The organism is Bacillus sp. z14 (2026), assembly GCF_058313575.1.
In genome coordinates this window covers 935,323-960,345 of sequence record NZ_JBZFQK010000002.1, presented here as the reverse complement: position 1 = coordinate 960,345, position 25,023 = coordinate 935,323, and the positions used below count along the sequence as shown (strand labels likewise).

At 38.3% G+C, this 25,023-nt stretch carries 24 protein-coding genes and 1 pseudogene; 8 read left to right on the top strand and 17 right to left on the bottom strand.

Annotated elements, in window-relative coordinates; translation table 11 throughout:
* Positions 1-47 precede the first annotated feature (47 nt).
* The 4 genes from AC4G3O_RS10710 (at position 48) to AC4G3O_RS10695 (ending at position 4,614) form a co-directional block, all read left to right on the top strand.
* Entirely contained in the window at positions 48-320 is a 273-nt protein-coding gene (locus AC4G3O_RS10710) for a phospholipase A2 family protein (RefSeq protein ID WP_139891105.1), read from the top strand.
* Positions 321-588: 268 nt separating this feature from the next.
* Complete coding sequence (locus AC4G3O_RS10705) at positions 589-1,356, top strand: YqjF family protein (RefSeq protein WP_491136148.1); 768 nt, start codon at positions 589-591, stop codon at positions 1,354-1,356.
* Between the two features lie 289 nt (positions 1,357-1,645).
* Complete coding sequence (locus AC4G3O_RS10700; RefSeq protein WP_175354261.1) at positions 1,646-1,804, top strand: hypothetical protein; 159 nt, start codon at positions 1,646-1,648, stop codon at positions 1,802-1,804.
* A gap of 428 nt (positions 1,805-2,232) precedes the next feature.
* Positions 2,233-4,614: a DUF8508 domain-containing protein gene (locus tag AC4G3O_RS10695; RefSeq protein ID WP_491136147.1), complete on the top strand. Its 2,382-nt coding sequence runs from the start codon at positions 2,233-2,235 to the stop codon at positions 4,612-4,614.
* 98 nt (positions 4,615-4,712) lie between these two features.
* On the opposite strand, the gene AC4G3O_RS10690 is transcribed toward AC4G3O_RS10695, so the two are convergent.
* The 6 genes from AC4G3O_RS10690 to AC4G3O_RS10665 form a co-directional block, all read right to left on the bottom strand.
* Positions 4,713-4,835 (bottom strand): phage holin, encoded by a 123-nt coding sequence (locus AC4G3O_RS10690; protein ID WP_375138409.1) that lies wholly within the window; start codon positions 4,833-4,835, stop codon positions 4,713-4,715.
* 167 nt (positions 4,836-5,002) lie between these two features.
* Positions 5,003-5,380 (bottom strand): hypothetical protein, encoded by a 378-nt coding sequence (locus AC4G3O_RS10685; RefSeq protein ID WP_066104215.1) that lies wholly within the window; start codon positions 5,378-5,380, stop codon positions 5,003-5,005.
* A gap of 12 nt (positions 5,381-5,392) precedes the next feature.
* Positions 5,393-5,707, bottom strand: coding sequence for a hemolysin XhlA family protein (locus tag AC4G3O_RS10680; RefSeq protein ID WP_066104219.1), 315 nt, complete (start codon positions 5,705-5,707; stop codon positions 5,393-5,395).
* Between the two features lie 163 nt (positions 5,708-5,870).
* On the bottom strand, positions 5,871-6,488 hold the full coding sequence (locus tag AC4G3O_RS10675; protein ID WP_491136146.1) for a glycoside hydrolase family 25 protein: 618 nt from the start codon (positions 6,486-6,488) through the stop codon (positions 5,871-5,873).
* A 290-nt stretch (positions 6,489-6,778) separates the two neighbouring features.
* Positions 6,779-6,901: a hypothetical protein gene (locus AC4G3O_RS10670; RefSeq protein ID WP_257468928.1), complete on the bottom strand. Its 123-nt coding sequence runs from the start codon at positions 6,899-6,901 to the stop codon at positions 6,779-6,781.
* A gap of 106 nt (positions 6,902-7,007) precedes the next feature.
* Positions 7,008-7,145, bottom strand: a complete 138-nt coding sequence (locus AC4G3O_RS10665; protein WP_180349899.1) for a hypothetical protein — start codon at positions 7,143-7,145, stop codon at positions 7,008-7,010.
* 211 nt (positions 7,146-7,356) lie between these two features.
* On the opposite strand from AC4G3O_RS10665, the pseudogene AC4G3O_RS10660 reads away from it, so the two are divergent.
* A pseudogene (locus AC4G3O_RS10660) lies at positions 7,357-7,589 on the top strand (tyrosine-type recombinase/integrase); the annotation flags it as partial.
* A gap of 112 nt (positions 7,590-7,701) precedes the next feature.
* Here the strand turns inward: AC4G3O_RS10660 and glnA are convergent.
* The 4 genes from glnA to hflX form a co-directional block, all read right to left on the bottom strand.
* On the bottom strand, positions 7,702-9,036 hold the full coding sequence (glnA, locus tag AC4G3O_RS10655) for a type I glutamate--ammonia ligase (RefSeq protein WP_491136145.1): 1,335 nt from the start codon (positions 9,034-9,036) through the stop codon (positions 7,702-7,704).
* A gap of 46 nt (positions 9,037-9,082) precedes the next feature.
* Entirely contained in the window at positions 9,083-9,496 is a 414-nt protein-coding gene (locus AC4G3O_RS10650; RefSeq protein ID WP_066104229.1) for a MerR family transcriptional regulator, read from the bottom strand.
* Positions 9,497-10,179: 683 nt separating this feature from the next.
* Positions 10,180-11,445: a methionine gamma-lyase family protein gene (locus tag AC4G3O_RS10645; protein WP_139891110.1), complete on the bottom strand. Its 1,266-nt coding sequence runs from the start codon at positions 11,443-11,445 to the stop codon at positions 10,180-10,182.
* A gap of 15 nt (positions 11,446-11,460) precedes the next feature.
* Positions 11,461-12,711, bottom strand: a complete 1,251-nt coding sequence (gene hflX / locus AC4G3O_RS10640; RefSeq protein WP_066104235.1) for a GTPase HflX — start codon at positions 12,709-12,711, stop codon at positions 11,461-11,463.
* 145 nt (positions 12,712-12,856) lie between these two features.
* Between hflX and AC4G3O_RS10635 the strand changes: the two genes are divergently transcribed.
* Positions 12,857-13,459: a trimeric intracellular cation channel family protein gene (locus AC4G3O_RS10635; RefSeq protein WP_066104240.1), complete on the top strand. Its 603-nt coding sequence runs from the start codon at positions 12,857-12,859 to the stop codon at positions 13,457-13,459.
* A 122-nt stretch (positions 13,460-13,581) separates the two neighbouring features.
* Here the strand turns inward: AC4G3O_RS10635 and AC4G3O_RS10630 are convergent, their stop codons facing one another.
* The 4 genes from AC4G3O_RS10630 to miaA form a co-directional block, all read right to left on the bottom strand.
* Positions 13,582-14,340 (bottom strand): hypothetical protein, encoded by a 759-nt coding sequence (locus AC4G3O_RS10630; protein WP_066104243.1) that lies wholly within the window; start codon positions 14,338-14,340, stop codon positions 13,582-13,584.
* 291 nt (positions 14,341-14,631) lie between these two features.
* Positions 14,632-15,585 carry a stage V sporulation protein K gene (gene spoVK / locus AC4G3O_RS10625; RefSeq protein WP_066104245.1) on the bottom strand — a complete coding sequence of 318 codons (954 nt, stop codon included), beginning with the start codon at positions 15,583-15,585 and terminating at the stop codon, positions 14,632-14,634.
* Between the two features lie 271 nt (positions 15,586-15,856).
* A complete protein-coding gene (gene hfq, locus AC4G3O_RS10620; protein WP_066104248.1) occupies positions 15,857-16,084 on the bottom strand; it encodes an RNA chaperone Hfq in 228 nt (75 codons plus the stop codon).
* 29 nt (positions 16,085-16,113) lie between these two features.
* Positions 16,114-17,064 carry a tRNA (adenosine(37)-N6)-dimethylallyltransferase MiaA gene (gene miaA / locus AC4G3O_RS10615; RefSeq protein ID WP_491136144.1) on the bottom strand — a complete coding sequence of 317 codons (951 nt, stop codon included), beginning with the start codon at positions 17,062-17,064 and terminating at the stop codon, positions 16,114-16,116.
* 1,034 nt (positions 17,065-18,098) lie between these two features.
* Here miaA and AC4G3O_RS10610 point away from each other — a divergent pair.
* Entirely contained in the window at positions 18,099-18,794 is a 696-nt protein-coding gene (locus AC4G3O_RS10610) for a YqjF family protein (RefSeq protein ID WP_491136185.1), read from the top strand.
* A gap of 46 nt (positions 18,795-18,840) precedes the next feature.
* Here the strand turns inward: AC4G3O_RS10610 and brfA are convergent, their stop codons facing one another.
* Positions 18,841-19,062: a ribosome rescue factor BrfA gene (gene brfA, locus AC4G3O_RS10605; RefSeq protein ID WP_491136143.1), complete on the bottom strand. Its 222-nt coding sequence runs from the start codon at positions 19,060-19,062 to the stop codon at positions 18,841-18,843.
* Between the two features lie 183 nt (positions 19,063-19,245).
* Between brfA and AC4G3O_RS10600 the strand changes: the two genes are divergently transcribed.
* On the top strand, positions 19,246-19,659 hold the full coding sequence (locus AC4G3O_RS10600) for a YkvA family protein (protein ID WP_066104258.1): 414 nt from the start codon (positions 19,246-19,248) through the stop codon (positions 19,657-19,659).
* 796 nt (positions 19,660-20,455) lie between these two features.
* Here AC4G3O_RS10600 and mutL read toward each other — a convergent pair.
* Positions 20,456-22,387 carry a DNA mismatch repair endonuclease MutL gene (mutL, locus tag AC4G3O_RS10595; protein WP_066099697.1) on the bottom strand — a complete coding sequence of 644 codons (1,932 nt, stop codon included), beginning with the start codon at positions 22,385-22,387 and terminating at the stop codon, positions 20,456-20,458.
* Positions 22,388-22,402: 15 nt separating this feature from the next.
* Positions 22,403-25,015, bottom strand: coding sequence for a DNA mismatch repair protein MutS (mutS, locus tag AC4G3O_RS10590; RefSeq protein WP_140461363.1), 2,613 nt, complete (start codon positions 25,013-25,015; stop codon positions 22,403-22,405).
* Positions 25,016-25,023 lie beyond the last annotated feature (8 nt).

Sequence of the window (25,023 nt, the reverse complement as noted above, 5' to 3'; positions counted from 1 at the left end):
CCGACTCCTCATATATTAATTATAAAGATTTATATGGAGGTGGAAGTATGCAAAGAAGAAGAAGACGTGCAGGCAAAGGACTATGTTATCCAGGATATAATTGGTGCGGTCCTGGCTGTTCCGGTCCATGGGGACCTACTAATCAAGTAGACTCATGCTGCAAGAAACATGATGACTGTTATAAGAGATTTGGACCCACCAAACAGTGTGACGAGATGCTGTTAAACTGCCTTCAATCACAAATAAATCCTCGAACAAAAATGGGACGAGATGCTCGATTGTTTTACAATGTCATGCGCCTTAGGTATGATCTCCGATAATTTAATCAGAAACTATAAAAAGCCTCTCAAATCTTTTTGATTAGAGAGGTCTTTATTTTTACCTATACATTACATCAGTACTATTAGATCTGGAAATTTTATATTTAACTCCATATTTCCCTCAGCTATAATCACTCTTAAATATTATGTAAATTGCATTCCCTCTTGTTCTATTCTTTTTATTATGCCGTGTTGCTTTATCGGAATGTTTAATATCTATATATATGGGCAAAACATTTAATATACCTAGAGAAATGAGGCGGAATTTATGTATTTTGAGTTGAAAGAAACGAAACATCGCCCTTTCCCTTTACCGAAATCACCGTGGGTACTGACCCAGGTATGGAATGATATGCTATTTTTACATTATCAAATAGATCCCACCCTTCTCCGTCCATATGTGCCGGAGGAATTGGAGATTGATTTATATGAAGGAAAAGCATGGATTTCGATTATTCCCTTTAAGATAACTAAAATGAGAGCAAGAGGGCTTCCACATTTTCCATATCTTCATACTTATTTAGAGCTGAATGTACGTACATATGTTAAATACAAGGGTGTTCCTGGTATTTATTTTTTTAGTTTGGATGCTGATAAACTATTAGCCGTCTTGGGAGCACAAGTGGGCTTGGGCCTACCTTATAAAAAAGCACATATGTACTTTCAACAAGATAGGGATCAATTTTATTTTCAAAGTGTACGAGAAAGCAGTAAACAAACCTATCAACTCGATGTTCATTATGAGCGTAAACAGATTTTATACGAACCCCTGCCGGACTCTTTGGATTTTTGGTTATTAGAACGATACAGTATGTATAGTATTTGGGGCGATTTAATCATACGCGGAGATATTCATCACGATCAATGGAAAGTATGTATGGTTCATGCGCATATTTCAACTAATACTATGCTCGACTTTTTAGGAGATGAAACACTCGATCCTGCACCACAGCATATGCATTACTCGAGAAGAAAGCGATTTTTATTTTTCCCTCCAAAAATTGTGGGCAAAATTAAACACTCCACAGACAAATAATCTATACAATAGGTGTAATCTCGACTATATTATGTTAAACGAAAATATACTCTCTTTAGTCTGGTTAGATAAAAGTATTTAACTGAATTCTTCTTAATTCATTCTCCCTTTTATCATACCCATCAGTTGGGTAAATGATTGCTACCATAACTTACTCCTATCTTTTCGGTAAATTGGCTTTCTTTTGACTTCTTAATAATATTAAAATGTAAACTCCTATTAATCTATTCGTAACATTGTAACTATATAATGGTACTATAATAGTTTTCCAGAAGGATAGATGCTAAAAATGGACATAAAAGAGCCAACGAAAAAAACGAATTCAATAACCATACCTCCGGTGATTAAAGATTATATCGGAAATAAAACTACATTAGAAGATTTAGAGCAACTGAAGCATTTGGTTGCAAAAAGATATGCTGAACTTAAAGTACCCCGTCTCGATTAACGGGGTTTTTTATTTGCCTACATTCAACCTCTATTCATACTTTTCCTACTTAGTGTTTTCTCTTCATTTTTTCTATAATTCTTACCCCGTATTTTCCTATCCTAGTTCATCAAATCTGCACCTTAACTTCATTAAGATGTTAATCTAATGAAAATAAAAAGCTCTCTCCTAGGCTCATTCTGGCTATAGTATTCTCTCAGCCCTATATTTAATAGAAGAAACTCGATATTTTTTACTAAACGATATTTCTAACTTCAAAAAATTGAGGATTCAGAGTCAATACCTTTCTAAAAAACAATAGAATCATGACTTTTTACTTATATTGACTATAACTTTCAATTGAAAGATGAATCTAACCACCCTGTACTAATTGCCCTCTTTTTTGTAGTATATGGGAGAAATGATAGAAATTTAAAGGAGAGTGTCGAATGTCAAAATCCAATATTAATCGTTTCTTCGTCCCAGCCTTTCTCGTGTTCCTGCTCCTCTTACCGTTCATTCCTGCGGTAACACCCAAGGCAGATGGACCAATTACTGTAACAGAGGCAATAGCAAACAATACAGGCAATGCTACTGTTGAAGGCTATATCGTTGCCCATACGACAGGAAATAATAGCTACAATTTTGAAGCACCATTCAGCAGTGATTTTAATATTGCGCTAGCTGATTCACCCAATGAAACGGATAAAGAAAAACTGCTTCCTATCCAGCTCCCGGCTAAATTCCGAGCAGAATTTGGGCTTCAGTCTAATCCATCCATCATCGGGAGTAAAATTCACGTTACTGGAAATCTTGAGGCTTACTATACAGTGCCTGGATTAAAATCACCTACCTCCATTGTTTTTGCAGAAGAACATGATCCAACTCCGAAAGCTGCCGCTGCTGCGAGCTCAGTCTCTCCAGGACCAGTATCAGCTGGAACAGCTATTTCCTTAACTACAGAGACGGAAAACGCAACCATCTACTACACAACAAATGGGATGGAACCTACCATAGACAGCGAAGTGTACACGACCCCTATCATCATCGCAGAAAACACGACAATTAAAGCAATCGTCGTAGCAGACGGCTATAAAAACAGTGATATTGTATCACTAGCCTATTACATTGCCACTAGCGGTTTACAGATACATGACATTCAAGGTGCCGAGCACCACTCTCCATATCAGGATCAATATGTGGCAGATGTTGAAGGCATCGTAACTTATATTGCCGATGCTAACAACTTTTACATGCAATCTCTAACGCCTGATAAAAACCCTGCCACCTCAGAAGGCATACTTGTCTATAAAAGAAACCATGCTGCACAAGTTGGTAATACCATTAAAGCAAGCGGTCAGGTTAAAGAATGGGTACTTGAAGGTTATGCAGAAAAATTAACAACGGATTTACCGGTTACAGAAATCAATGCTACTAACATTACGATTGTAAATGACTCACAACCGCTCCCTAAGCCGATTGAGATTAGCCCGCTTAAAGGACAGCCAACACGAATCATCGATAACGACCAGTTCAGCAAGTTTGATCCATATCAGGACGGGATTGATTATTACGAGAGCCTAGAGGGAATGCTCGTAAACATTAAACAGCCGAAGGTTATTGCACCGCAGGATTATGGCGAACTATATGTAGTGTCAAAATATACTTTACTCAACACCCTGGCTAAAGGCTTGAGGATTTCAGAAAACGATTATAACCCTGAGCGACTCATCATTGATACTGGTGATTCAAGCTTTGTTACCAAGACAGGCGATTCATTTACTGGAGATATTCATGGTGTTGTAAGTTATGGTTTCAGCAATTACCGAATCTTATCTGATAAAGAAAATTTACCAGAGCTTAAAAACGGTAGCCTGAAACAAGAGGTAACGAAATTTAAGCAACATGCCAAAAAACTGACAGTCGCTTCCTATAACGTAGAAAATTTCTCCCCGAAGGAAAGCGACGAGAAAACTACTAAACTTGCAAAAGCCATTACTGACAATTTAAATCAGCCTGATATCATTGGACTTACTGAAATACAGGATAATGATGGTGCCACAAATAGCGGTAATACAGATGCAAGTGCAAGCTATCAAACATTGATTGATAAAATCAAAGAGTTGGGCGGTCCTTCTTATTCATTCACAGATATTGCGCCGGTTAATAATCAAGACGGAGGCGCTCCTGGAGCGAATATTCGCGTTGGATTTTTATATAACCCAGAGCGAGTGTCACTCACTCCTGCTCCAAAAGGCAGTGCGAATGAAGCAGTCAGCTATGAAGATGGCAAACTGACAGCTAATCCAGGACGAATTGATCCTGAAAATCCTGCTTTCGATAGTAGTCGTAAGCCTTTAGCTGCCCAATTCACCTTTAATGGGAAGGATGTTATCGTCATCGCTAACCATTTTAATTCAAAAGGCGGAGATCAGCCGCTCTTTGGAAAAAACCAGCCGGCTATATTGTCTAGTGAGGAGCAGCGCATTAGCATAGCAAATGTGGTGAATCAATTTGTAAAAGAAATCCAGTCCAAGAACAAGAATGCCAATATTATTGCTCTCGGAGACTTAAATGACTTTGAATTTACAGATACACTCAAAACACTGAAGGGAAGGGAACTGACGAATATGATTGATTTGATTCCCTCAATTGACCGCTATACGTATGCCTATCAAGGAAATTTACAAGTGCTAGACCATATCCTTGTTTCGAAACCACTAACATTGCGTACAGCTGTTGATATCGTTCACATCAACGCTGCCTTCATGGAAGAACACGGACGGGCAAGTGATCATGACCCTGTATTAATCCAAACCATGCTAAAATAATGCTCAATAAATTCTTGAGAAGGCGGTCCTAAAAGGATTGCCTTCTCTTCTTTTATGTAAGGCAGAGTTTTGAGATGATACGTCTTAGGTAACGCATATTATGAACACAAGAAACCCAATGGTACATATACATCGGGTTTGTCATCTCTTGGCACTTCATAAGTCAAGGCTTGTCTACTGTCTCCTATTCCTTTAATGGTCGGATCCTGAACAATACCAATCCAGCTAAAATAACCACAAAAATCAAAACTAATTGTGGTGTATCATCTTCTGCGACAGACGGCATGACTCCTATTAAACCGAGCAACTTATATATAAAGCTGGTGACTAAAGTAGCAAATGCAATAATAAGGTTGGGTTTTTAAAACGTACTTTCCAATTCATTCTATCACTCCATTAACTTAGTATGCCTAACTTCAAATATATTTAAAAGGCTGAATGCTGACAGTAAAAAGAAAATCCCTGCCCCCCAATTTAAGGACATTTCACTCGTGGCATAAGAAACAGCAATGATTAAATAAATTAAGGCGGATAACCCTAACCCAAACTTTCTCATTACATAACTATTAATAACCAGCCCAATAACCTTAATGGTAGCTGCAGAAAAGAAAATGAGAGCAAACAATGTCTCGCTTCCCAACTGACTTAAAGTTCCATATAACTCTGGCAATTGCTGAAACATATCATTGTTGAACATACATACCATAGCAAGGTAATAGCTCAATATACTAACTAGTGCCTCAAAATATGGTATAGACCTTTTCATCATCCACCCTCCTTAGTTCAGTTTTTGTATAGCAAACACAATAAAACCGATAACCGCTGGAATAGTTCCACCTATAACGGCAGCGGTCACAGTTCTTCTTAACCATACAGTATCTCCTTTAATGTCTTTTAGGGTTTCTAAAATACCAGCAATCTGTTGATCGTGTACAATTTGTGTACTACGCATTTGGTCCAACCGATCCTCCTGCTTGTCCATCCGGAGTTCATGTTTTTCAAAACGCACGTCCTGTTTATCAAATTGCCCTTCCGTCTGACGCTTGTACTCTTTGAACTCTTCTAACATATTCATCACCAACTGTTTTAACATGTAACCTTCACCCTCATCATATGCGAAGAATCTTTCTTTTGTGCCATAATTAGACTTTGTAACTATCATTTAATGTCTGAATAGTTGGCCAAGAGAATGGCTCACTTTACACGAGCATCACTTTAGGCAAAAAAAGAGGACTCCAACTAGAAGTCCCCTCATACTATGTGATTTGATCATACTTACCCGTGAAATAACTCAATGGTTTATTACTTATAATTGCATTCAAGTCTACATTACCAGCATATCCATCTACTATTCCTTTGTCTGTAAACTGCCATAAGTCGCAAGCATAGTCAGGTTTCCTGCTACTTGCTCGCATGCCATTGTTACGCCCATAAGAAGGTATCCAAACAGCATCAAAGTCTCTTATATCGATATTAAAGGATTTATAAAGATGATTGGCAATATATATCCCTACTTTCTTCACCCCAAGAGCTCTCAATTTCTTTGCATAGACCTTAACCCCTGCTCTCATATCTTTCATGCTCTTCTCCTCAACGTCAAGCCAGTAAACAGGCGGGCTAAATTCTTTAGTCCGGTTATAAAAATCAGTAGCCTCTTTCTCCATATCAGAGATCGAAATACCTCTTACCCACGCATAGGCATTAGTTGGTACACCACGCTTATTAAATTCCTTGTGATGAGTTTTATAATGTCTGTCGATTGTAGAAGATCCATACTGAGTACGAACAATAACTAAATCCACTTCCTTGGCTAGTTTGTCATAATTTATAGATGATGGTGGCTGGTGATGTGAAATATCTATAATTTTCCCCATTTTTATCAGTACCCCCTTTTATTAGAATATATAAAAAGAGCCCTGGAGGACACTTAAAATAAATTAAACGGCAACTATAGTTTTTGACAGAGGCGAGCAATTTTGCTGGGCATAAAAACTGACTCGCTTTTTTATATTAAATCCTTAAATGGTAAGACTTCTCCCCTTCCCTTAAGGGATTGTGTGCACTATATTGGCCGAGCATACACCTGGTTTCTGCTTGCCGTTTTTTATCCAACTAAGGCGATCTATAAAGGGCTTTTCGCTATGTCCTTCACAAAGTGGATGGGCTAATTTTTTCTCGCTATAACAGCAAACTTCTCTTTAGAGTGTATTCTTAGTTGTTTCTCCAGAAATTCATCCGCTTCCGGTTCCCATGGAATTCTAGCATCAGTTTTCCATGTGTATCTCATTTTTATCGCCTCCTACTTTTATAATATCAGTCAGAGGCGATTTATTAATAAGAGGTAAAAGTTTTTATAAAAAAGAGGACTTCCAGAGTGGAAAGTCCCTTTAATTTTAAATTTTCAGCTTTTCTAATTCGTTTAATTTTAAATGCAAAAGAAGAATTTTTTGATTCACTTCCTTAGATGATTCCACATGTTGAAGCAAATAGCGTAACCGCATGGTGTGGAAAATACACAAAAGTTTCTTCATATATAATCATCCTTTATCCGACTTACGTTAATAATAGCGTTGGTATATAACTTCAACAAGAGGCTCAAGATGCGGTTCATTTGTCATATACAAATAAGAGGAATCCCACTTAGGAACCCTCTTATTTATTCTTCTCATGTTACCGCATAGTATGTTCCAATTATACTTTAAATCCACGAAACCTTTCGCACAGGATATTCATTTCCTGTAACTATTTAATGCTATGGAACGAATCCATAAAAGAGCCGGATTGCCAAAGATACAATTCACGCTTTAAGGCATACTCATGCTGTTCTACTTCTAGAATCAGGAGCTTCGATGAAATACATCCAAGTACGATTGGGTCATGGATCCATTCAGATCACCGCTGATGTGTACTCTCGCGTCTCTAAGAAAATCGAAAAAGATACTATGGAGAAATTTGAAGATTTCACAAAAAGTTAAAATGTTTAGAGGCGGGGCAAAAGCGGGGTGAAAATTTGGACAAGCTAAAAACATGTGATTGCCCCACCAAATAAAAAACCCTTGACGCTAGCAGTGTCAAGGGTTTCAGCTATTAATACATTAGAAGATATTGTTCTCTCTCCCATGGATGAACTTGGGTTCTAAACATATCCCATTCAATCTCTTTTGCTTCTACAAAGTGTTCCAGGATATGATCACCTAGACCATTCATGATGACTGGGTTTTTTTGTAATTCTACTAATGCTTGATATAATGTAGACGGAAGATCTTTAATACCTTCTTCAGCACGTTCTTGTGCAGACATTACATAGATATTACGATCAATTGGCGCCGGAGCTTTTTTCTGATTTCTAATGCCATCAAGACCAGCGCTAAGTAATACCGCCATAGCTAGGTATGGATTTGCAGTTGGGTCAACAGAACGTACCTCAACACGTGTGCTCAATCCACGGGAAGCCGGAATACGGATTAGTGGGCTACGGTTACGAGCAGACCATGCAACATAACAAGGTGCTTCGTATCCAGGAACTAGACGTTTGTATGAGTTAACTGTTGGATTTGTTACTGCCGTGAACGCAGGCGCATGCTCAATGATACCAGCAATGAATTGATGAGCTGTCTCGCTCAATTCGATATTTCCTTTTGTATCGTAGAAAGCATTCTTTCCATCAGAGAATAAAGATAAGTTCATGTGCATACCGGAACCATTCACACCGAACAATGGTTTTGCCATGAAAGTTGCGTGCAAGCCATGTTTACGAGCAATTGTTTTTACTACCAATTTGAACGTTTGGATTTGGTCACATGCTGTAATCGCATCAGCATATTTAAAATCAATCTCATGTTGTCCTGGAGCTACCTCATGGTGGGAAGCTTCAATTTCAAATCCCATCTCTTCTAGCTCAAGAACGATATCGCGACGGCAATTTTCACCTAAATCTGTAGGAGCAAGGTCAAAGTATCCGCCTTTATCATTTAACTCCAAAGTTGGTTCCCCTGCTTGATCCAATTTGAATAAGAAGAATTCTGGTTCAGGCCCAAGATTGAAATCTGTGAAACCTAGCTCTTTCATTTCCTCTAACACACGTTTTAAATTAGCACGTGGGTCACCTGAGAAAGGTGTGCCATCCGGATTGTAAATATCGCAGATTAAACGAGCCACTTTTCCTTTTTCAGCAGTCCAAGGAAAAATTACCCATGTATCAAGATCTGGATATAAAAGCATATCAGATTCTTCGATACGAACGAACCCTTCAATGGATGAACCATCAAACATCATTTTATTTTCTAATGCTTTATCAAGCTGACTTACTGGAATTTCTACGTTTTTAATTGTTCCCAGAATGTCGGTAAATTGTAATCGAATAAATTTCACATTTTCATCTTTAGCTAACTTTCTAATATCATCCGCAGTGTATTTCCCCATCTTCCTTTTTCCTCCTTAAATAATAAAGCTTTTTATATTTTAATTTTTAATTAAAAAACCGATGCATATCACCAGATTGGTTGCTGCCTCTCGTTGTAAAGCGGCCAGCCTTCAAAATTTCATCACGCAATAATTTTCTTAATTGCGCATTGGTCAATTCTGGTTTTGTTTCTTCTTTAGAATGTTCATCTTTAGCAATTATTTCAGTTTCATTATAAATAGAAGGTTCAAGAATTTTTTTAATCCCAGCCATATTTATGCCTTGATCAAGCAATTCTTTAATTTCCAAAAGACGATCAATATCGTTTAACGAAAACATCCTTCGATTACCCTCTGTTCTGGCTGGATAAACCAATTTGTGTTCTTCATAATAACGGATTTGACGTGCAGTTAAATCGGTCAGCTGCATGACAATACTCATTGGAAAAAGTGGCATGGTTCTTCTGATGTTACCGCTCACCACTACATCCTCCTTCAATACCTCTTCTTGATATTGTTAGTTTATGCCATGTAAACTTCTTTGTCAATCATATGTAAGGTTTTCTGACATGGAATCTCTGGAGTAATGTATCATTTTAACTGCTTTACTTCTTTTACCCCAAACTCAGACAATTAACCTATTAATTTATAAATAAAAGCAACAAGCTGGTCCTTATTTTGAATTTCACATAAAAAAGCACTTCTATTTACACATTAATTCAACTCTTTTCCACTAAAAAGTATACCTACCTCTATGGAGCAAATAGACCAAGATACAGAAAAGATATTGCACAGACACACTAGAGGTGTATAGAAGATGCAGGAAAGCCACGGTATCCTACGCCTATCTTACATCTATCAAACACCTTTAATTAGGAATAGGTGTAACAAAGATGTAGCATAGCATCTATTCAGCACCTTCCAGACACCTTTGACCCCGCATAGGTGCGGCATAGGTGTGCCATGGGTACAGCATAACACCTATCCTCCACCCTTCAGACACCTATGCTATGCGATGCCATTCAATAAACAGCTAATATGATATAGATAAACAGAGTTCACTTTGAATCCCACTCTGCAAATAATCGGTTACTTGTAACTCACACTGACCATTTTTACTAATAAAAAACTCCCCTATTCCAAAAATAAGGGAGTTATTATTAGTTACTTTATTAATCCTTTTTCAATCATCTGATCAATTGCTTTGCAAATGGCTATTTTAACATGGGAGTACGTTAGTCCGCCCTGTACAAAAGCGGTATATGGCGGTCTTAACGGACCGTCAGCGGTTAATTCGATACTCGCTCCCTGAATAAACGTTCCGGCAGCCATGATTACATCATCCTCATATCCTGGCATATAAGCAGGATATGGTGTTACATGAGAGTTAATTGGTGAAGCAAACTGAATCTGCTGACAGAACAGCACCATCTTATCTCTGTCATGAAATTGGACTGATTGAATGAGATCTGTTCTTGGTTCGTTCCATGTAGGTGAAGGGTTAAATCCCCATTTTTCTAGCATGGCAGCTGTAAAGATTGCTCCTTTTAAGGATTGTCCAACAACATGCGGAGCCAGGAAGAATCCTTGGTACATTTCTAATAAACTGTACAAGGAAGCACCCGCTTCAGCACCAATACCCGGTGTTGTTAAACGATATGCGCATCGTTCTACCAAATCAGCTCTACCGGCAATATAACCACCCGTTTTCGCTAAACCGCCGCCAGGATTTTTAATTAAGGAACCAGCCATTAGGTCCGCACCAACCTCAGTAGGCTCCATTTTCTCAGCAAACTCTCCATAGCAGTTATCAACAAAGACAACGACATCCTGTTTGATAGCTTTTACAAACTGAATCATTTCCTTGATTTCTGCAATTTTAAATGATGGGCGGTTATCATAGCCTTTTGAGCGTTGAATTCCAATTACCTTCGTATTTGGTTTAATGGCTTTTGCTACTGCATCAAAGTCAACATACCCATCTTCCTTTAAAGCGACAGATTGATAGGATATTTGATATTCCTTTAAGGATCCTATACCACTTCCGCGTATGCCAACAATCTCTTCAAGCGTGTCATATGGCTTTCCAGTGATGTATAAAAGCTCATCTCCAGGGCGTAACACGCCGAATAAGGAAGTTGAAATAGCATGTGTTCCAGATATGATTTGCGGGCGGACAAGTGCCGCTTCGGCTCCAAATACATGAGCAAACACCTTTTCCAATGTATCTCTTCCCATATCATCATACCCATAACCTGTTGATGGATTAAAATGGGCATCACTAACCTGATTTTCCTGGAAGGCTTTCAATACCTTCGCTGTATTAAAGTCTACATTTTCTTCAATTTCTAAAAATCTTTCAGCAATCATTTTTTCAGTTTCCTGAACAGTTTCTTTAATTCTCTCACCGTTCTTTAATTGTTCAAACATGTTGCATTCCTACTCCTACTCATAATTTTTAATAATTCCCATGATTGCATGGTCTGCTAAAGCAAGTCCCTTTAGATGATAGGTCTCATTGCTTTCATGAAACTCGGTTGATTTAACGATTGTCTCATCCTTTAACCGGGCTATAATTTTCCCTTCATTAGCTGGAATCATTACGGAATATGGTTCCATAAAGCTTTCAACCAATTTTTCCATTTCTAAAAGGAGTTGTTGAATCCCTTCATCCTGACGAGCAGATATATGAATGGATTTTTCCTTGGATGTCGGTACAAATTCAGAATGGGCGGCATCTTTTTTGTTATAGACAATCAATTGAGGAATATCCTCAGCACCCAAATCCTCGATAATTTTTTGAACGGTCTTCTCATGATTATAAGCATCAGGATGAGAAGAATCCACTACATGTAAAATGGCATCGGATTCTGTCACTTCTTCAAGCGTGGATCTAAATGCCGCAACAAGGGAGGTAGGTAAATCCTGAATAAATCCAACAGTATCACTGATAAGGACCTTGTATCCAGATGGAAGAAGACATTCCCTGGTCATCGGATCAAGGGTAGCGAACAGTTGATTTTCCTCATAAGAATCCGCTTCAGCCAGACGATTAAATAAGGTTGATTTACCGGCATTCGTATATCCAGCCAATGCAATTTGGAAACGATTATTTCGTTTTCTGCGCGCTCTGTAACGTTCCCTATGCTTAACAACTGAATCCAACTGCCTTTTGATCTCATCCAAGCGACGTCGAATGTGGCGTCTGTCAGATTCCAGCTTGGTTTCCCCCGGTCCCCTCGTTCCAATACCGCCGCCGAGTCTTGATAATTCAGTACCTTGCCCCGCCAATCTTGGCAGCATATATTGCAATTGGGCTAACTCTACTTGCATTTGACCTTCGCGAGAACGCGCACGTTGAGCAAAAATATCTAAAATCAACTGGGTACGGTCAACGATTCTAGTTCCCAGCTCTTTACCTAGATTTCGTATTTGACTAGGAGACAATTCATCGTTAAAGATTACGACATCCGGTTCTAGCTCTTCAACTAATGCAATAAGCTCCTCGACTTTCCCTTTTCCGATATATGTAGCAGGATGAGGCTTAACTCTCTTTTGAGACACTAATACAAGAGCCTGCCCTCCGGCAGTTTCCGTTAGTGATTCAAGTTCCTCCATAGAGGATTCAAATCGACTGTCATCAATATCTTCACGCTGACAACCAACTAGTATAGCTTTTTCATATGTTTCTTCCATTATGTCACTTCCCTCAATAGTTCACTATTCTTCTTATCATACCAAAAAAATCACCCGTTCCAAACACTGTATTCAAATGATATGATAAATTAGCCAGATTTTAAATGATTATTTGAATTTTATTTAAGGAGAAAAAGAAAAAAGTATGACATGGGATGTATTAAGCATTATCGGAACAATCGCTTTTGCGACCAGCGGAGCCTTGGTGGCAATGGAAGAGGAATATGACTTATTTGGCCTTTATTTACTCGGATTTGTAACAGCCTTTGGGGGAGGTGCCATTCGCAATTTGCTGCTCGGGATCCCAATAATCCATATTTGGGAACAAAACGGATTATTTTTTATCGCATTCATTTCTATAACTATTGTTTGTTTATTTCAGCATTCGCTTTTAAAGCATTGGAACAGGTGGGGGAATTTTTTTGACGCTATCGGTTTAAGCGCATTCGCTGTACAGGGCGCTTTACTAGCAACGGAAATGAACTTACCGCTTATTGCGGTTGTATTTGCTGCTATCCTGACAGGAAGTGGCGGCGGTATCGTACGAGATGTCCTCGCAGGCAGGAAGCCAATACTGTTAAGATCTGAGATTTACGCAATTTGGGCAGGTATTGCAGGTCTCTTAATCGGCCTCGGAGCGATGACATCCAACCTTGAATTATACCTTTTATTTATTATTATTACCTTTTTACGAATGCTTTCTTATCTATACGAATGGCATTTACCTGTTGTTAAAAGAAGTTACTGATTAAGAGTTACTACATAAATATCCTACTAATCCACTTTCATAGATTCGTATTTATATAGGATAAATGATAAGGGCCTTGCTGTTTTCTTAGCAAGGCTCTTTAATCTGTATTGATGATTATCTTAAGTGCCATACTCCACAACTGGCATGAATCCTTTTACCTCATAATCAGAAATCTCTATAAATGAAAAATCATGACGATGAAAAATAGCTCTGATTTTAGAAGAGAACTCCCTCTTATACTCAAGAATGCGTTTTGTTGTTTCAAATTCCCATACACATAGTTTATTTTCTTCTATAAATAAGCCGTATTTGTAGGTAAGTGCAAAGGTAATTAAATTTCCTGTATCAAAAGGAATTTTCATCGTTTTTTCTTCTTCAAGCTGCTCGTTTAGTATTACTAACTCATTTCTCTCCAAGTTGATACAAGCATAGGGCTTATAACGAGTAACCAGAGGGTCATAGAGAAGATCATATTGGATAGCATTGTTATAAAAAGACTCTAAACCACTGAATGGAGATACACAGTTCAATATATTTACTCCAGCACCCTTTCCGTATACACCTTGATCTCCATATGTACATAGAACGCCATCTTTGTAAGGAAATAACTCATGAATATGTGAACCAACCTCAAATTCAGATACAAATTTACCCGTTAATGAATAAAAAGATAGAGTCGTATTGTATAAAAGACAGAAATGGTCTTTTGTGAATCGAATAATATGGTGACCCTTGGGAAGAGTTAAAATAAGTTCTCCGTTTAATTGAACCGTATTTTCACCGGTGTTTTTTAACAATACAATCAAATCTTCTTTTTTACAATCTGCATCAATTATTACCTGTTTGCTTGTAAATATAATTTCTTCTATCAAATTCATCTCGTTTAACCTTCTACTCTCATTCCACTTCTCGATCTTTATGGCAAGAGATTGTTAATATAAAATCTACCATTCCAACCTATGCAACTAACTAAAATTTACCACAAAATCTAAATTATTAATAGATTACTTAGACGTGGTAGTTCGTTAATTCCCTGCGTTTGATTTTAGTATTCTAACCTACTAATAATCACCATCTTAGAAATATTTCATTATGACTATTTCTCAAAAAAACAAATGCCCCAAAAGCTTTATGACAGCTTACGGGGCACTCATATTTATTCGTATCTCTTACTCAAATGTATCGAACACTAGGTCATCACTTCGGATGGTCATTAATTCCCGACGTTCATATTGATCCGACAGCAAAAGACGCATTGCCTGAGTTCTGATTGATTTTTCTATTACATTCCTTACATATCTACCATTGGAAAAGGATTTAAGATGTAGAACATTTGTTAAATAATATAGATGATCGCGCAGTTTTCTTTCCGCGTCCAGACTATAAACGTATTGCCTGGCACTTAACATTCGGTTCCCTATATCCATTAATTGATCAACCGTGTAATCCGGAAAATCAATGACAATCGGAAAACGGGATTGCAGGCCTGGATTCAAGGTTAAAAAATACTCCATTTCCCGTGAATATCCGGCAAGAATAAGAATAAATTCATGCTGCCGATCCTCCATATGCTTTACCAATGTATCAATCGCTTCCTTACCAAAATCCTTTTCACCACCCCTTCCCAAAGAATAGGCTTCATCAATGAAAAGAATACCCCCAATTGCCTTTTTGATTAAATCTCTCGTCTTTTGAGCTGTGTGTCCTATATATTCTCCTACAAGATCTGCCCGCTCAGCCTCGATTAAGTGGCCTTTGCTCAAGACATTCATCTTTACAAATAAATCTCCTATAAGCCGTGCGACCGTCGTTTTTCCAGTACCGGGATTACCTTTAAACATCATATGAAGCGCCTGTTTTTCAGCCTTAAGGCCAGCTACTTCCCGTTGTTTATTCACATAAATCCATGCATAAATTTCCTTTATAACTTTTTTCATTTCCTCCATGCCTACGAGACTATTCAATTCAGCTTCAATTTCTTTTAGGGCTATATGATGAGAAGGTATATCCTTTGGTAATGGAGGAACATTTAGAATCGGCTTAACCTGAGCCTTTGCTTGACCATTTTTCAATACAACATTAATTTGCCCATTATTTCTCACTCGCATTGGCTGTTGCTCCATTTGATCACCTCTTTAATGAAGCCGTGTCCCCCCTTTTTTACCTAACACATTCGACAAAGTGAAGGCAAAATAGACAAGGGCACCCCTGAAACTACAATATAAATTTATTTTTTACCAATAAAGGTGTGCCTGATTGTCACATACTGCGATTGCCCGGAAAATAATTATATTTCCTCTCCTTATTTATATTCCGGGCACCCTCCATACAGAATGAAAAAATCAGTTAAATAAAAAACAGACTCACCGTAGAGGGAGTCTGCCGTACTTATCCTTAACCTTCAAGGTCAACTTGTACATTTTTTTGAGGAGCAAATGTTGAAATCGCATGTTTGTAGACCAGTTGATGTTTACCCTCTGTTTCAATTAAGACTGTAAAATTATCAAACCCTTTTATCAGTCCGCGTAACTGAAATCCATTAAGTAAAAAGATTGTTACATATACATTTTCCTTACGCAATTGATTTAAAATTTGATCTTGAATATTGATTCCTTGTTTCATTTTTTTGCCTCCTCTTTTCTCTCTATAGTTTATCTATTCGCCTTTAAAGCGAGCATTCCTGCCACTTCAAGCGATATTTCTTCAGAAATTTTTTCGAAATCAGCCAAATTGGTCATATCGAACCAGTGAACATCCATCTTATTTCGGAACCAAGTAAATTGTCTTTTTGCAAACCGACGGGAATTCCGCTGTATTTCTGCTATGACATTTTCTCGTGTTTCAGTTCCTTCAATTAGTCCCTCAAATTCCTTATATCCAATTGCTTGCATGGATTGTGCATCTTTTAATCCTTTTGCATATAGTTTTCTGACTTCCTCTTCAAGACCCTGCTGCATCATTGCTTCGACTCGTTCATTGATCCTTTTATATAAAAGATCGCGGTCCATTGTTAACCCAATCAAAGCCACATCATATAATAATGTTCTCTCTGTGGATTGTTCCTGTTCACTGAAACGCTTTCCTGAATCATAAAATACCTCTAAAGCACGGATAACTCTTTTTGTGTTATTAGGATGTATTTTTTCAGCAGCAACGGGATCAATCTCAACAAGTGTTTGATAAACAGCATCAGGCCCTTCTTGTTCAATTCGTTCTTCCAGCTCTTTTCGAATATTAGGATTTGCTGTGGTTTCAGGGAACTGATAATCATATAGGACGGATTGAATATACAAACCGGTACCACCCACTAATATAGGAAGCTTCCCCCTATTCGTTATATCATTAATCTTCTGCTGCACTTCTTGCTTAAAATCATAAACATTATAGGATTCAGATGGTTCCCTGCAATCAATTAAATAATGAGGAATCCCTTCCATTTCGTCCTTTGTAACTTTAGCAGTTCCTATATCCATACCCTTAAAAATCTGCGCTGAATCGCCACTTATAATTTCACCATTGAACTTCTTGGCCAAATTGATTGATAATTTGGTTTTTCCCACTGCCGTTGGTCCAATAATCACGACCAATTTCTGTTTTTCCATTTATTCTTCACACTGCCCTATTCATTTTTTTCTTATCTTAACACAAATCATTATAATCTGAACATGAGCGAGTAACATCTAACCAGTATAGTCAGTTTGAATGGTCTTTATTCAAATCTTTTTTCATTCTTTTGTTATTTTAAAATAATTTTAAGAGGCCCTTTTACCTTCATATGGATAAAGGGGAAATCAAGATGGGCTCTATTTATACTAACCCTATAATTAAGGTGCTTCAGTAATCAATCATATAACACTTACCTGATCAATATTTATTATAGAGGTTTCATACATTTGAAAGCGTAAACGATATTACGCGCAACAAATTGCTGAGGATGGAGAAGGTATCTTACATATATAGAAATGAGGAGATTGTTTTCATGCTCCGGTTCATACAGGCGTTAACCGGCTTACTTACATTTTTCTTACTGGGTTATATTTTTTCATATAGGGTCTTCTCCTTGGTGCAATTACTTTTTGTTTATTTAATCGTCCTATTTTTAATAACCGGTATTAGAGAACTTTATAACTATAAGACTTTTATTGGATCCATGTATGTTCTTGTCTCGCTTCTCCTTTTCTTATTTTTTATCCACAGATGAAACAGCGAGTCCAATATAATCACTGGAATCCCGATTCCATAGGAAACTTACAAACCCATTTAATTGTTCATGTTGGAAAGTTCTTTCCACAAGGCTTACATTTATCTGTAAGATCCTGAATTTAAATCTACAATAGTTACTTTAAAATAGATTAATAATATAAAATCATTTCAATTTAACGGTATAATAGGTATTAATTGGGTTGTTTCTCTCCATGTAAAATTGCAAAATAAAAGCTAATTCTCATGATGTTTTTTTAAACTTTTGATGTAGTTTTACTTAACTTCAGTAAAGTGGTAACGATTATTTTAGAAGGAGTTCAATTCCAAAAAAATTGTTAAGGAAGTGATGGCTTTGGGAGAACAACTAAAGCTCGATAAAAACCAATGGGATGACAGTCATCGTCCATGGGCTCTCCCGAATTTACCTTGGACAATGAAGCAGACATGGAGCGATCTTTTATTTGCCCATTATCCAATTAAATATGAGGTATTACGAAAGTTAGTACCTGAAGTGCTCCCTTTGGATTCATATAATGGCATATGCTGGATTGGGGTTGTACCGTTTCGTATGTCGGGTATTAGACTCCGGGGATTACCCCCTATTCCAGGAACAGATCAATTTCCTGAGCTAAATGTTCGTACATATGTCATTCTCGATGGAAAGCCAGGTGTGTACTTTTTTAGTTTGGATGCTTCCAATTGGCTTGCTGTAAAAGGGGCTAGAACACTATACCACTTACCGTATTGGTACACTGATATGGAGATCCAGACTAATGATACAAACATTGAATTTAAAAGTAAGAGACTACATGACCATGAAATCGAGTTAGCCTGTAGCTATAGACCAATTTCAGAACCATTTCAGGCAGCTAAGGGGTCTTTCGAAGAATGGATGGCCGAGCGTTACTGCTTTTATACCTTAAATTTATCAGGAGTACCGCTTCGCTGTGATATTTTACATGACCCTTGGATATTACAAGAGGCAGAAGCAGAATTCAGTAAGAATTCCGTTCTATCCAAGCAAGGTATTGATATTAATGGTGAAATGCCTATATTTCATTTTGCAAAAATGATTGAGGTGCGTGCTTGGCCTTTGGTTCACCATTTCACTAATCGTTTTAGTACATAGAACAGTATAAGGTCTCAAATGCCATGAACTTAAAATACTGACTCCTTTATGCACAACTCCATAGAGCCAAATAAAAAGAGATTCCCTCATCCTTTGCTAGATGCTGAAATCTCTTTTTATGTTTAAATTGTTCCATTTTAGCTTTCTTTGTTTTCGTCATTCTTGTACACAAATCAATTGTATATAGGCCGCCACGTAGAGTTTCAGGATTGCGCTTGCCTTCTCTCTCCAATTTCAACCTATATTTTTTAGCCCGACTTTTACTCATAACTCTATACACCTCAATTTTTTACAGGATAGGATTAGTATACACAAATTTAGGGAAAAAGACATTAAGCAGCGTTTCTAATGAGAGGTCTTTAATTTATTTTCAAACCAATCACTGAAATGTTGTTAGTTGAAGAAATATACCTTAAAATGTAAACAAGTTGTCGTTTAGGAGGAATGAGTAATGGAAGAACAAAACAAAGGAATACATAAATATAAAAAATACATCGATTCAGCCAAAACCTATTTAAATAATACAAAAAAATCAAATGAGCTATTAGATGAAGCAACTACGAAATCAAATACAAACAAAAATGCACTGGAAGAGGTATGGGACAATCTTCAATTACTTATCACCATGTTTCGCTCTTGGGTAAAGGGTGATTATAAAGAGATTCCTAAAAAGTCGATTATTTCTATAATCGCAGCCATTATCTATTTTGTATCACCTATTGATTTTATCCCTGATTTTATTGTAGGTCTTGGTTTTGCTGATGATGCAGCCATTATCGGATTTACGATTAAGCAAATAACTGAAGATCTCGAGAAATTCAAACTATGGCAAGCGAAGCAAGAGCAAACTATTGATATTGAGTAATTAAAAAGGTGTCTGATCAGTATTATAGACTGATTTGATACCTTTTTTTGCTTTTCAAGGTTGATTTCTTGGGTCTGATACACATGTATTTGATGAAAATAATAAACTAAGCAGTTGGCAACATCCCATACAACTAATGGTAGCTGCTCATAAATTATATTCACGAAGATGACTATGACTACCTTTCAGGCACCTTTACCCCGGTATAGGTCGGTCATAGGTGCCTCATAGGTAGATCATAGCTCCTTTCCTCCATACTTCACCCACCTTTCATACACCTATACCCGGGTATAGGTTGGTCATAGGTGCCTCATAGGTGGAGCATAGCTGCTTTCCTCCATACTTCACCCACCTTTCAGACACCTTTACCCCGGTATAGGCCGATCATAGGTGCCTCATAGCTGAGATATAGCTGCTTTCCTTCATACTTCACCTACCTTTCAGACACCTTTACCCCGGTATAGGTCGGTTATAGGTGCCTCATAGCTGGGAGATAGCTCCTTTCCTCCATACTTCACCTACCTTTCAGACACCTTTACCCCGGTATAGGCCGGTTATAGGTGCCTCATAGCTGGGAGATAGCTCCTTTCCTCCATACTTCACCTACCTTTCAGACACCTTCACCCCGGTATAGGTCGGTCATAGGTGCCTCATAGCTGGAGGATAGGCCCCAAAAAAGCGCAGCTTAGGAGCTTTTTTGTATCCAAACTTATATTATAAACACAAAAAAAGCGGAGGAAAACGACTTGTTCCCCCGCTTAATTAAAGTTTAATGCATTTTTATTTACTTACTACATTACATAACCCGTTTAAACATTTTCTCCAGCTCATAAATCGAATAATGAACGATAATTGGACGGCCATGCGGGCATGTGAATGGATCATTTGTATGACGCAATTCATCCAGTAATGCACTGATTTCATCATTACGCAAATGCCGGTTGGCTTTAATTGACCCCTTACAGCTCATCATAATTGCCGCTTCCTCACGCAATTTCTTGATATCCACCTTTTTCATCGTTAATACTTGGTGGACCATTTCATCGATGATCGTTTCTTCCATGCCTGCTGGGAACCAGGTTGGATGGGCGCGGACAATATAACTATTTAATCCAAATGGTTCTAAAAATACTCCGACCGCTTCCAGCTCTTCTTTATGTTCTTCCAGCTTCACAAACTCATCTGTTGAATACTCCAGTGTCATCGGTACCAACATTTCTTGCAGTTCTTTGTTGACCTCTCCCACCTTATGCTTGAAGAACTCATACTTAATCCGCTCTTGGGCAGCATGCTGGTCAATCATATAGAGCCCTTGTTCATTTTGGGCCAAAATATACGTTCCATGCAGCTGTCCAATCGGATATAAAGGCGGAATTCGGCTTTCTTGCATGTCCTGATTGTCTTGAATCGGCTCTAATTCCTCTTCTTTTTGCTCTACGATCGTTCCGACACGTTCGGAACCCGCTTCTGAACTGATAAACGGTTCAGTTTCTACCTGTTCTTCTACTGATTCCCTTCCAGGCTCGTTCAACTCGATAGGACTAGGAGCCTCGAATTCCCGCTTCGGCTGTTCAATCTCAGGCGGATCATAAATCACTGAAAATCCTTCAGTTGCCTTTACCATTGGAGGAGTCTGCTTTGGCGGCTCAGGCCGCTTGGCTCTTTCCTCCGTAAACGTAAATTGAGCTTGTTCCGTTTTTGCTTTTTCCTCACGTTTAACAGGAGCGCCTGTCGGAATTAATGTCTCTTTTTTAAACGTATTCCGGATGGCCTCGCTAATTAATGTCATCAGCTCTTGCTCTTTACTGAAACGAACCTCCATTTTGGAAGGATGCACATTCACATCAACCAATAAAGGATCCATTTCAATATTGAGCATCGCAATTGGATAACGTCCAATAGGCAATAAAGTATGGTACCCTTCCATGACTGCTTTGGCGATCAAATAATTCTTAATAAATCTTCCATTTACCAAAATGGTCATATAGTTACGCGAAGCCCTCGTCATTTCCGGATGTCCGGCATAGCCTTTTATTGAAAAATCAAGTGTTGATGCTTCAAACGGCAGCATTTTTTGAGCAGTTTGTATCCCATATATCCCGGCAAGCACCTGAAGTGGATTGCCGTTGCCTGATGTTTGTAATAAGGTACGGTCGTTGTGAACCAGCTTAAACGATACATCCGGATGCGACAGTGCCAGCCTATTTACGACATCGGTTATATTCCCAAGCTCTGTATGAACGCTTTTAACATATTTCAGACGAGCCGGTGTATTAAAGAACAGTTCACTCACCGTTATATCGGTTCCTTTACGGCTTGAATAGGACTCATGAGTAAGGACCTTGCCGCCCTCGAGTAAAAGACGGGTTCCAGGTCCATCACCTGTTGAGGTCTTTAATTCGAATTTGGAAACAGAAGCGATTGAAGGCAATGCCTCACCCCGGAAACCTAGCGTACGAATTCTGAATAAATCGTTTTCGTCCTTTATTTTACTGGTCGCGTGCCTGTGAAAAGCATTGAGGGCATCGTCCTCTTCCATCCCTTCCCCATTATCAATAATGCGAATGGATTCTAGACCGGCTTCCGTAGCATAAATCTCAATTACCGTACTGTTAGCATCTATTGAGTTTTCCACTAACTCTTTTACAACAGATGCAGGTCTCTCTACTACTTCTCCGGCAGCGATTTTATTGGATAATAGATCATCTAACAGTACAATTTTCCCCATATCGTTCTCTCCTTCCTACTTTAATTTTTTCTGTAATGCATATAAGGCGTTTAAAGCTTCTAAAGGATTCATCTCTAATATAGATAAGGATTTAAGCTCTTCCGCTACCTTCCACTCTTTTGAGTGTCGGGATGATGAAGTCGTTTTTTCCTTTTTATCTTCTGTGAAAAAGGATAATTGCGCCTGTTCACTGACAATTTCAGCATCAGTTTCAGTTTTTACAGGCGGCGTAGGTTTTGGTTGCTTGTCCCCTTGTTCAAGGACGTTTAATATCTCTTGCGCTCGCTTAATCACCGTCTCCGGCATTTCCGCAAGCTTGGCAACATGAATACCATAACTGCGATCAGCAGGTCCATCGACTACTTTATGAAGGAAAATGACTGTGCCATTTTGCTCAATTGCACGAACATGTACGTTACTCAGCTTGCTGAGTTGATCAGCTAGAGCTGTTAACTCATGATAATGCGTGGAGAAGAGGGTAGCTGCACCAATATGATGATGAATATATTCTATGATTGATTGGGCCAATGCCATTCCATCATAGGTTGACGTTCCTCTTCCGATTTCATCGAATAGAAGCAAACTGTTTTCTGTTGCATTCGTAATCGCATGGTTCGCTTCAAGCATTTCGACCATAAAGGTACTTTGTCCTGATATCAAATCATCTGCTGCACCGATTCTCGTAAATACCTGATCGAATATTGGCAGGATTGCTTCGTCTGCAGGTACAAAGCAGCCGATTTGGGCCATAATCGCTGTCAAGGCAACCTGGCGCATATACGTACTCTTACCGGACATATTTGGTCCAGTAATTAATAAGATTTCCTTCTTTTTATCCAAGAAGCAATCATTCGGTACATATTCCTGTGCTTTTAAAACCTTTTCTACGACTGGATGTCGGCCATTTTTTATACTCATTTGACGTGTATGAGAGAATTGTGGTTTTACATAGTGGTAACGTTCACTAATAGTAGAGAAACATTGTAAAACATCCAATTCACTGATTTCCATCGCTAATTTTTGCAGACGAGGTATATAATCTTTAATTTGATCACGTAATTCACAGAACAAATCGTATTCCAGACCTGTACTTTTTTCCTCTGCTTCGAGGATGATTGTTTCTTTTTCTTTTAATTCTGGAGTGATATAACGTTCTGCATTTGCAAGAGTTTGTTTTCTGTCATATCGATCATCATTCAGAAGGTGGAGATTTGCCTTTGTTACTTCCAAGTAATAACCAAATACACGATTATAACCAATTTTTAGAGAACGGATACCTGTTCTTTCTCTTTCCTTTTGTTCCAACTGAGCGATCCAGGTTTTCCCGTTCTTGGAAGCATCGCGATAACGATCTAAATCTTCGTTATACCCTTCGCGAATAATGCCTCCCTCTTTAATGGAAATCGGCGGGTTCTCATGCAGCGCCTGCTCGAGTAAATCCGTCACTTCTTCACACGGATCCATCCGGGATGCGATTTCTTTAGCCGTATCAATAGGAAGCCTTCCAATCACATCAATAATAGCCGGTACTTGCTGCAGGGAACGCTTCAGCTGCAATAAATCCCGTGCATTTACATTGCCATAGGAAACACGGCCTGTTAAACGTTCCAAATCATACACTTCATGTAATAGCTCACGCAGCTCTTCCCGTTCAAAAAATTGATTCATAAATGTTTCAACCATCGATAACCGAGCCTCTATTTCAGATTCGCTGACTAATGGGCGTTCAATCCATTGCTTTAGTCTTCTGCCGCCCATGGCCGTCTTGGTTTCATCAAGAAGCCATAAAAGAGAGCCTTTTTTACCTTTTGAACGAATAGTTTCCGTGAGCTCTAAATTTCTTTTTGAATAGTAATCAATTTTTAAATATTGTTCCGTTTCATATAATTCAACTGGTTGAATATGTTCAATCGTCCTCTTTTGAGTACGCTGTATATAATTGAGCAAACGGGCTACCGTATGCTTTAGGTCTTTTTTCGGAAGCTCACTTACCAAATGGTTAAACTCTTCCTTCGGTTCCGAGTCGGCTTCATAAGAAATCGTGACAATCCCTCTGTCTTTTAATAACACTTCTTTTTCTTCACCGAAATCTGGCTGAACCACAACTTCTTTAGATCCTATAACGGAAACTTCATTTAACACATCTTTAAAATTGGAAAAATGGGTTACTCGATTTTCGCCAGTCGTTAAATCAATATGAGCCACTCCAAATCCCAAGCCATCTATGGAAGAAATAGTCGCAAGATAGTTATTCTCTTTTTCGGCGAGACTCTTTCCTTCCATCACCGTACCTGGAGTAATTAATTGGACAACTTCACGTTTAACGACTCCTTTTGCCGCTTTTGGGTCCTCTGTTTGTTCGCAAATGGCCACTTTAAAGCCACGATCTACCAGTGTTTCAATATAAGACTGCGCTGAATGATAAGGAACCCCGCACATGGGAATCTTTTGTTCTCCTCCACCATTCTTCGCTGTTAAGGTTATCTCCAATTCTTTTGATGCCTTAATGGCATCCTCAAAGAACATTTCATAAAAATCACCGAGACGGAAAAACAAGAATGCATCTTGATAATCTGCCTTTATACTCAAGTACTGTTGAATCATAGGAGTATAGGTTGCTACTGCCATTTTCCCAA

Coding starts and splice junctions, on each gene's coding strand:
- AC4G3O_RS10705 (WP_491136148.1), top strand. CDS start 589: ATGTATTTTGAGTTGAAAGAAACGAAACATCGCCCTTTCCCTTTACCG.
- AC4G3O_RS10670 (WP_257468928.1), bottom strand. CDS start 6,901: ATGAGATACACATGGAAAACTGATGCTAGAATTCCATGGGAACCGGAA.
- glnA (WP_491136145.1), bottom strand. CDS start 9,036: ATGGGGAAATACACTGCGGATGATATTAGAAAGTTAGCTAAAGATGAA.
- AC4G3O_RS10665 (WP_180349899.1), bottom strand. CDS start 7,145: ATGAAGAAACTTTTGTGTATTTTCCACACCATGCGGTTACGCTATTTG.
- AC4G3O_RS10645 (WP_139891110.1), bottom strand. CDS start 11,445: ATGTTTGAACAATTAAAGAACGGTGAGAGAATTAAAGAAACTGTTCAG.
- AC4G3O_RS10680 (WP_066104219.1), bottom strand. CDS start 5,707: ATGTTAAAACAGTTGGTGATGAATATGTTAGAAGAGTTCAAAGAGTAC.
- AC4G3O_RS10685 (WP_066104215.1), bottom strand. CDS start 5,380: ATGAAAAGGTCTATACCATATTTTGAGGCACTAGTTAGTATATTGAGC.
- AC4G3O_RS10710 (WP_139891105.1), top strand. CDS start 48: ATGCAAAGAAGAAGAAGACGTGCAGGCAAAGGACTATGTTATCCAGGA.
- mutL (WP_066099697.1), bottom strand. CDS start 22,387: ATGGGGAAAATTGTACTGTTAGATGATCTATTATCCAATAAAATCGCT.
- AC4G3O_RS10675 (WP_491136146.1), bottom strand. CDS start 6,488: ATGGGGAAAATTATAGATATTTCACATCACCAGCCACCATCATCTATA.
- mutS (WP_140461363.1), bottom strand. CDS start 25,015: ATGGCAGTAGCAACCTATACTCCTATGATTCAACAGTACTTGAGTATA.
- AC4G3O_RS10600 (WP_066104258.1), top strand. CDS start 19,246: ATGGAAGAACAAAACAAAGGAATACATAAATATAAAAAATACATCGAT.
- AC4G3O_RS10630 (WP_066104243.1), bottom strand. CDS start 14,340: ATGAATTTGATAGAAGAAATTATATTTACAAGCAAACAGGTAATAATT.
- miaA (WP_491136144.1), bottom strand. CDS start 17,064: ATGGAAAAACAGAAATTGGTCGTGATTATTGGACCAACGGCAGTGGGA.
- hfq (WP_066104248.1), bottom strand. CDS start 16,084: ATGAAACAAGGAATCAATATTCAAGATCAAATTTTAAATCAATTGCGT.
- spoVK (WP_066104245.1), bottom strand. CDS start 15,585: ATGGAGCAACAGCCAATGCGAGTGAGAAATAATGGGCAAATTAATGTT.
- AC4G3O_RS10610 (WP_491136185.1), top strand. CDS start 18,099: ATGAAGCAGACATGGAGCGATCTTTTATTTGCCCATTATCCAATTAAA.
- AC4G3O_RS10700 (WP_175354261.1), top strand. CDS start 1,646: ATGGACATAAAAGAGCCAACGAAAAAAACGAATTCAATAACCATACCT.
- brfA (WP_491136143.1), bottom strand. CDS start 19,062: ATGAGTAAAAGTCGGGCTAAAAAATATAGGTTGAAATTGGAGAGAGAA.
- AC4G3O_RS10695 (WP_491136147.1), top strand. CDS start 2,233: ATGTCAAAATCCAATATTAATCGTTTCTTCGTCCCAGCCTTTCTCGTG.
- AC4G3O_RS10635 (WP_066104240.1), top strand. CDS start 12,857: ATGACATGGGATGTATTAAGCATTATCGGAACAATCGCTTTTGCGACC.
- hflX (WP_066104235.1), bottom strand. CDS start 12,711: ATGGAAGAAACATATGAAAAAGCTATACTAGTTGGTTGTCAGCGTGAA.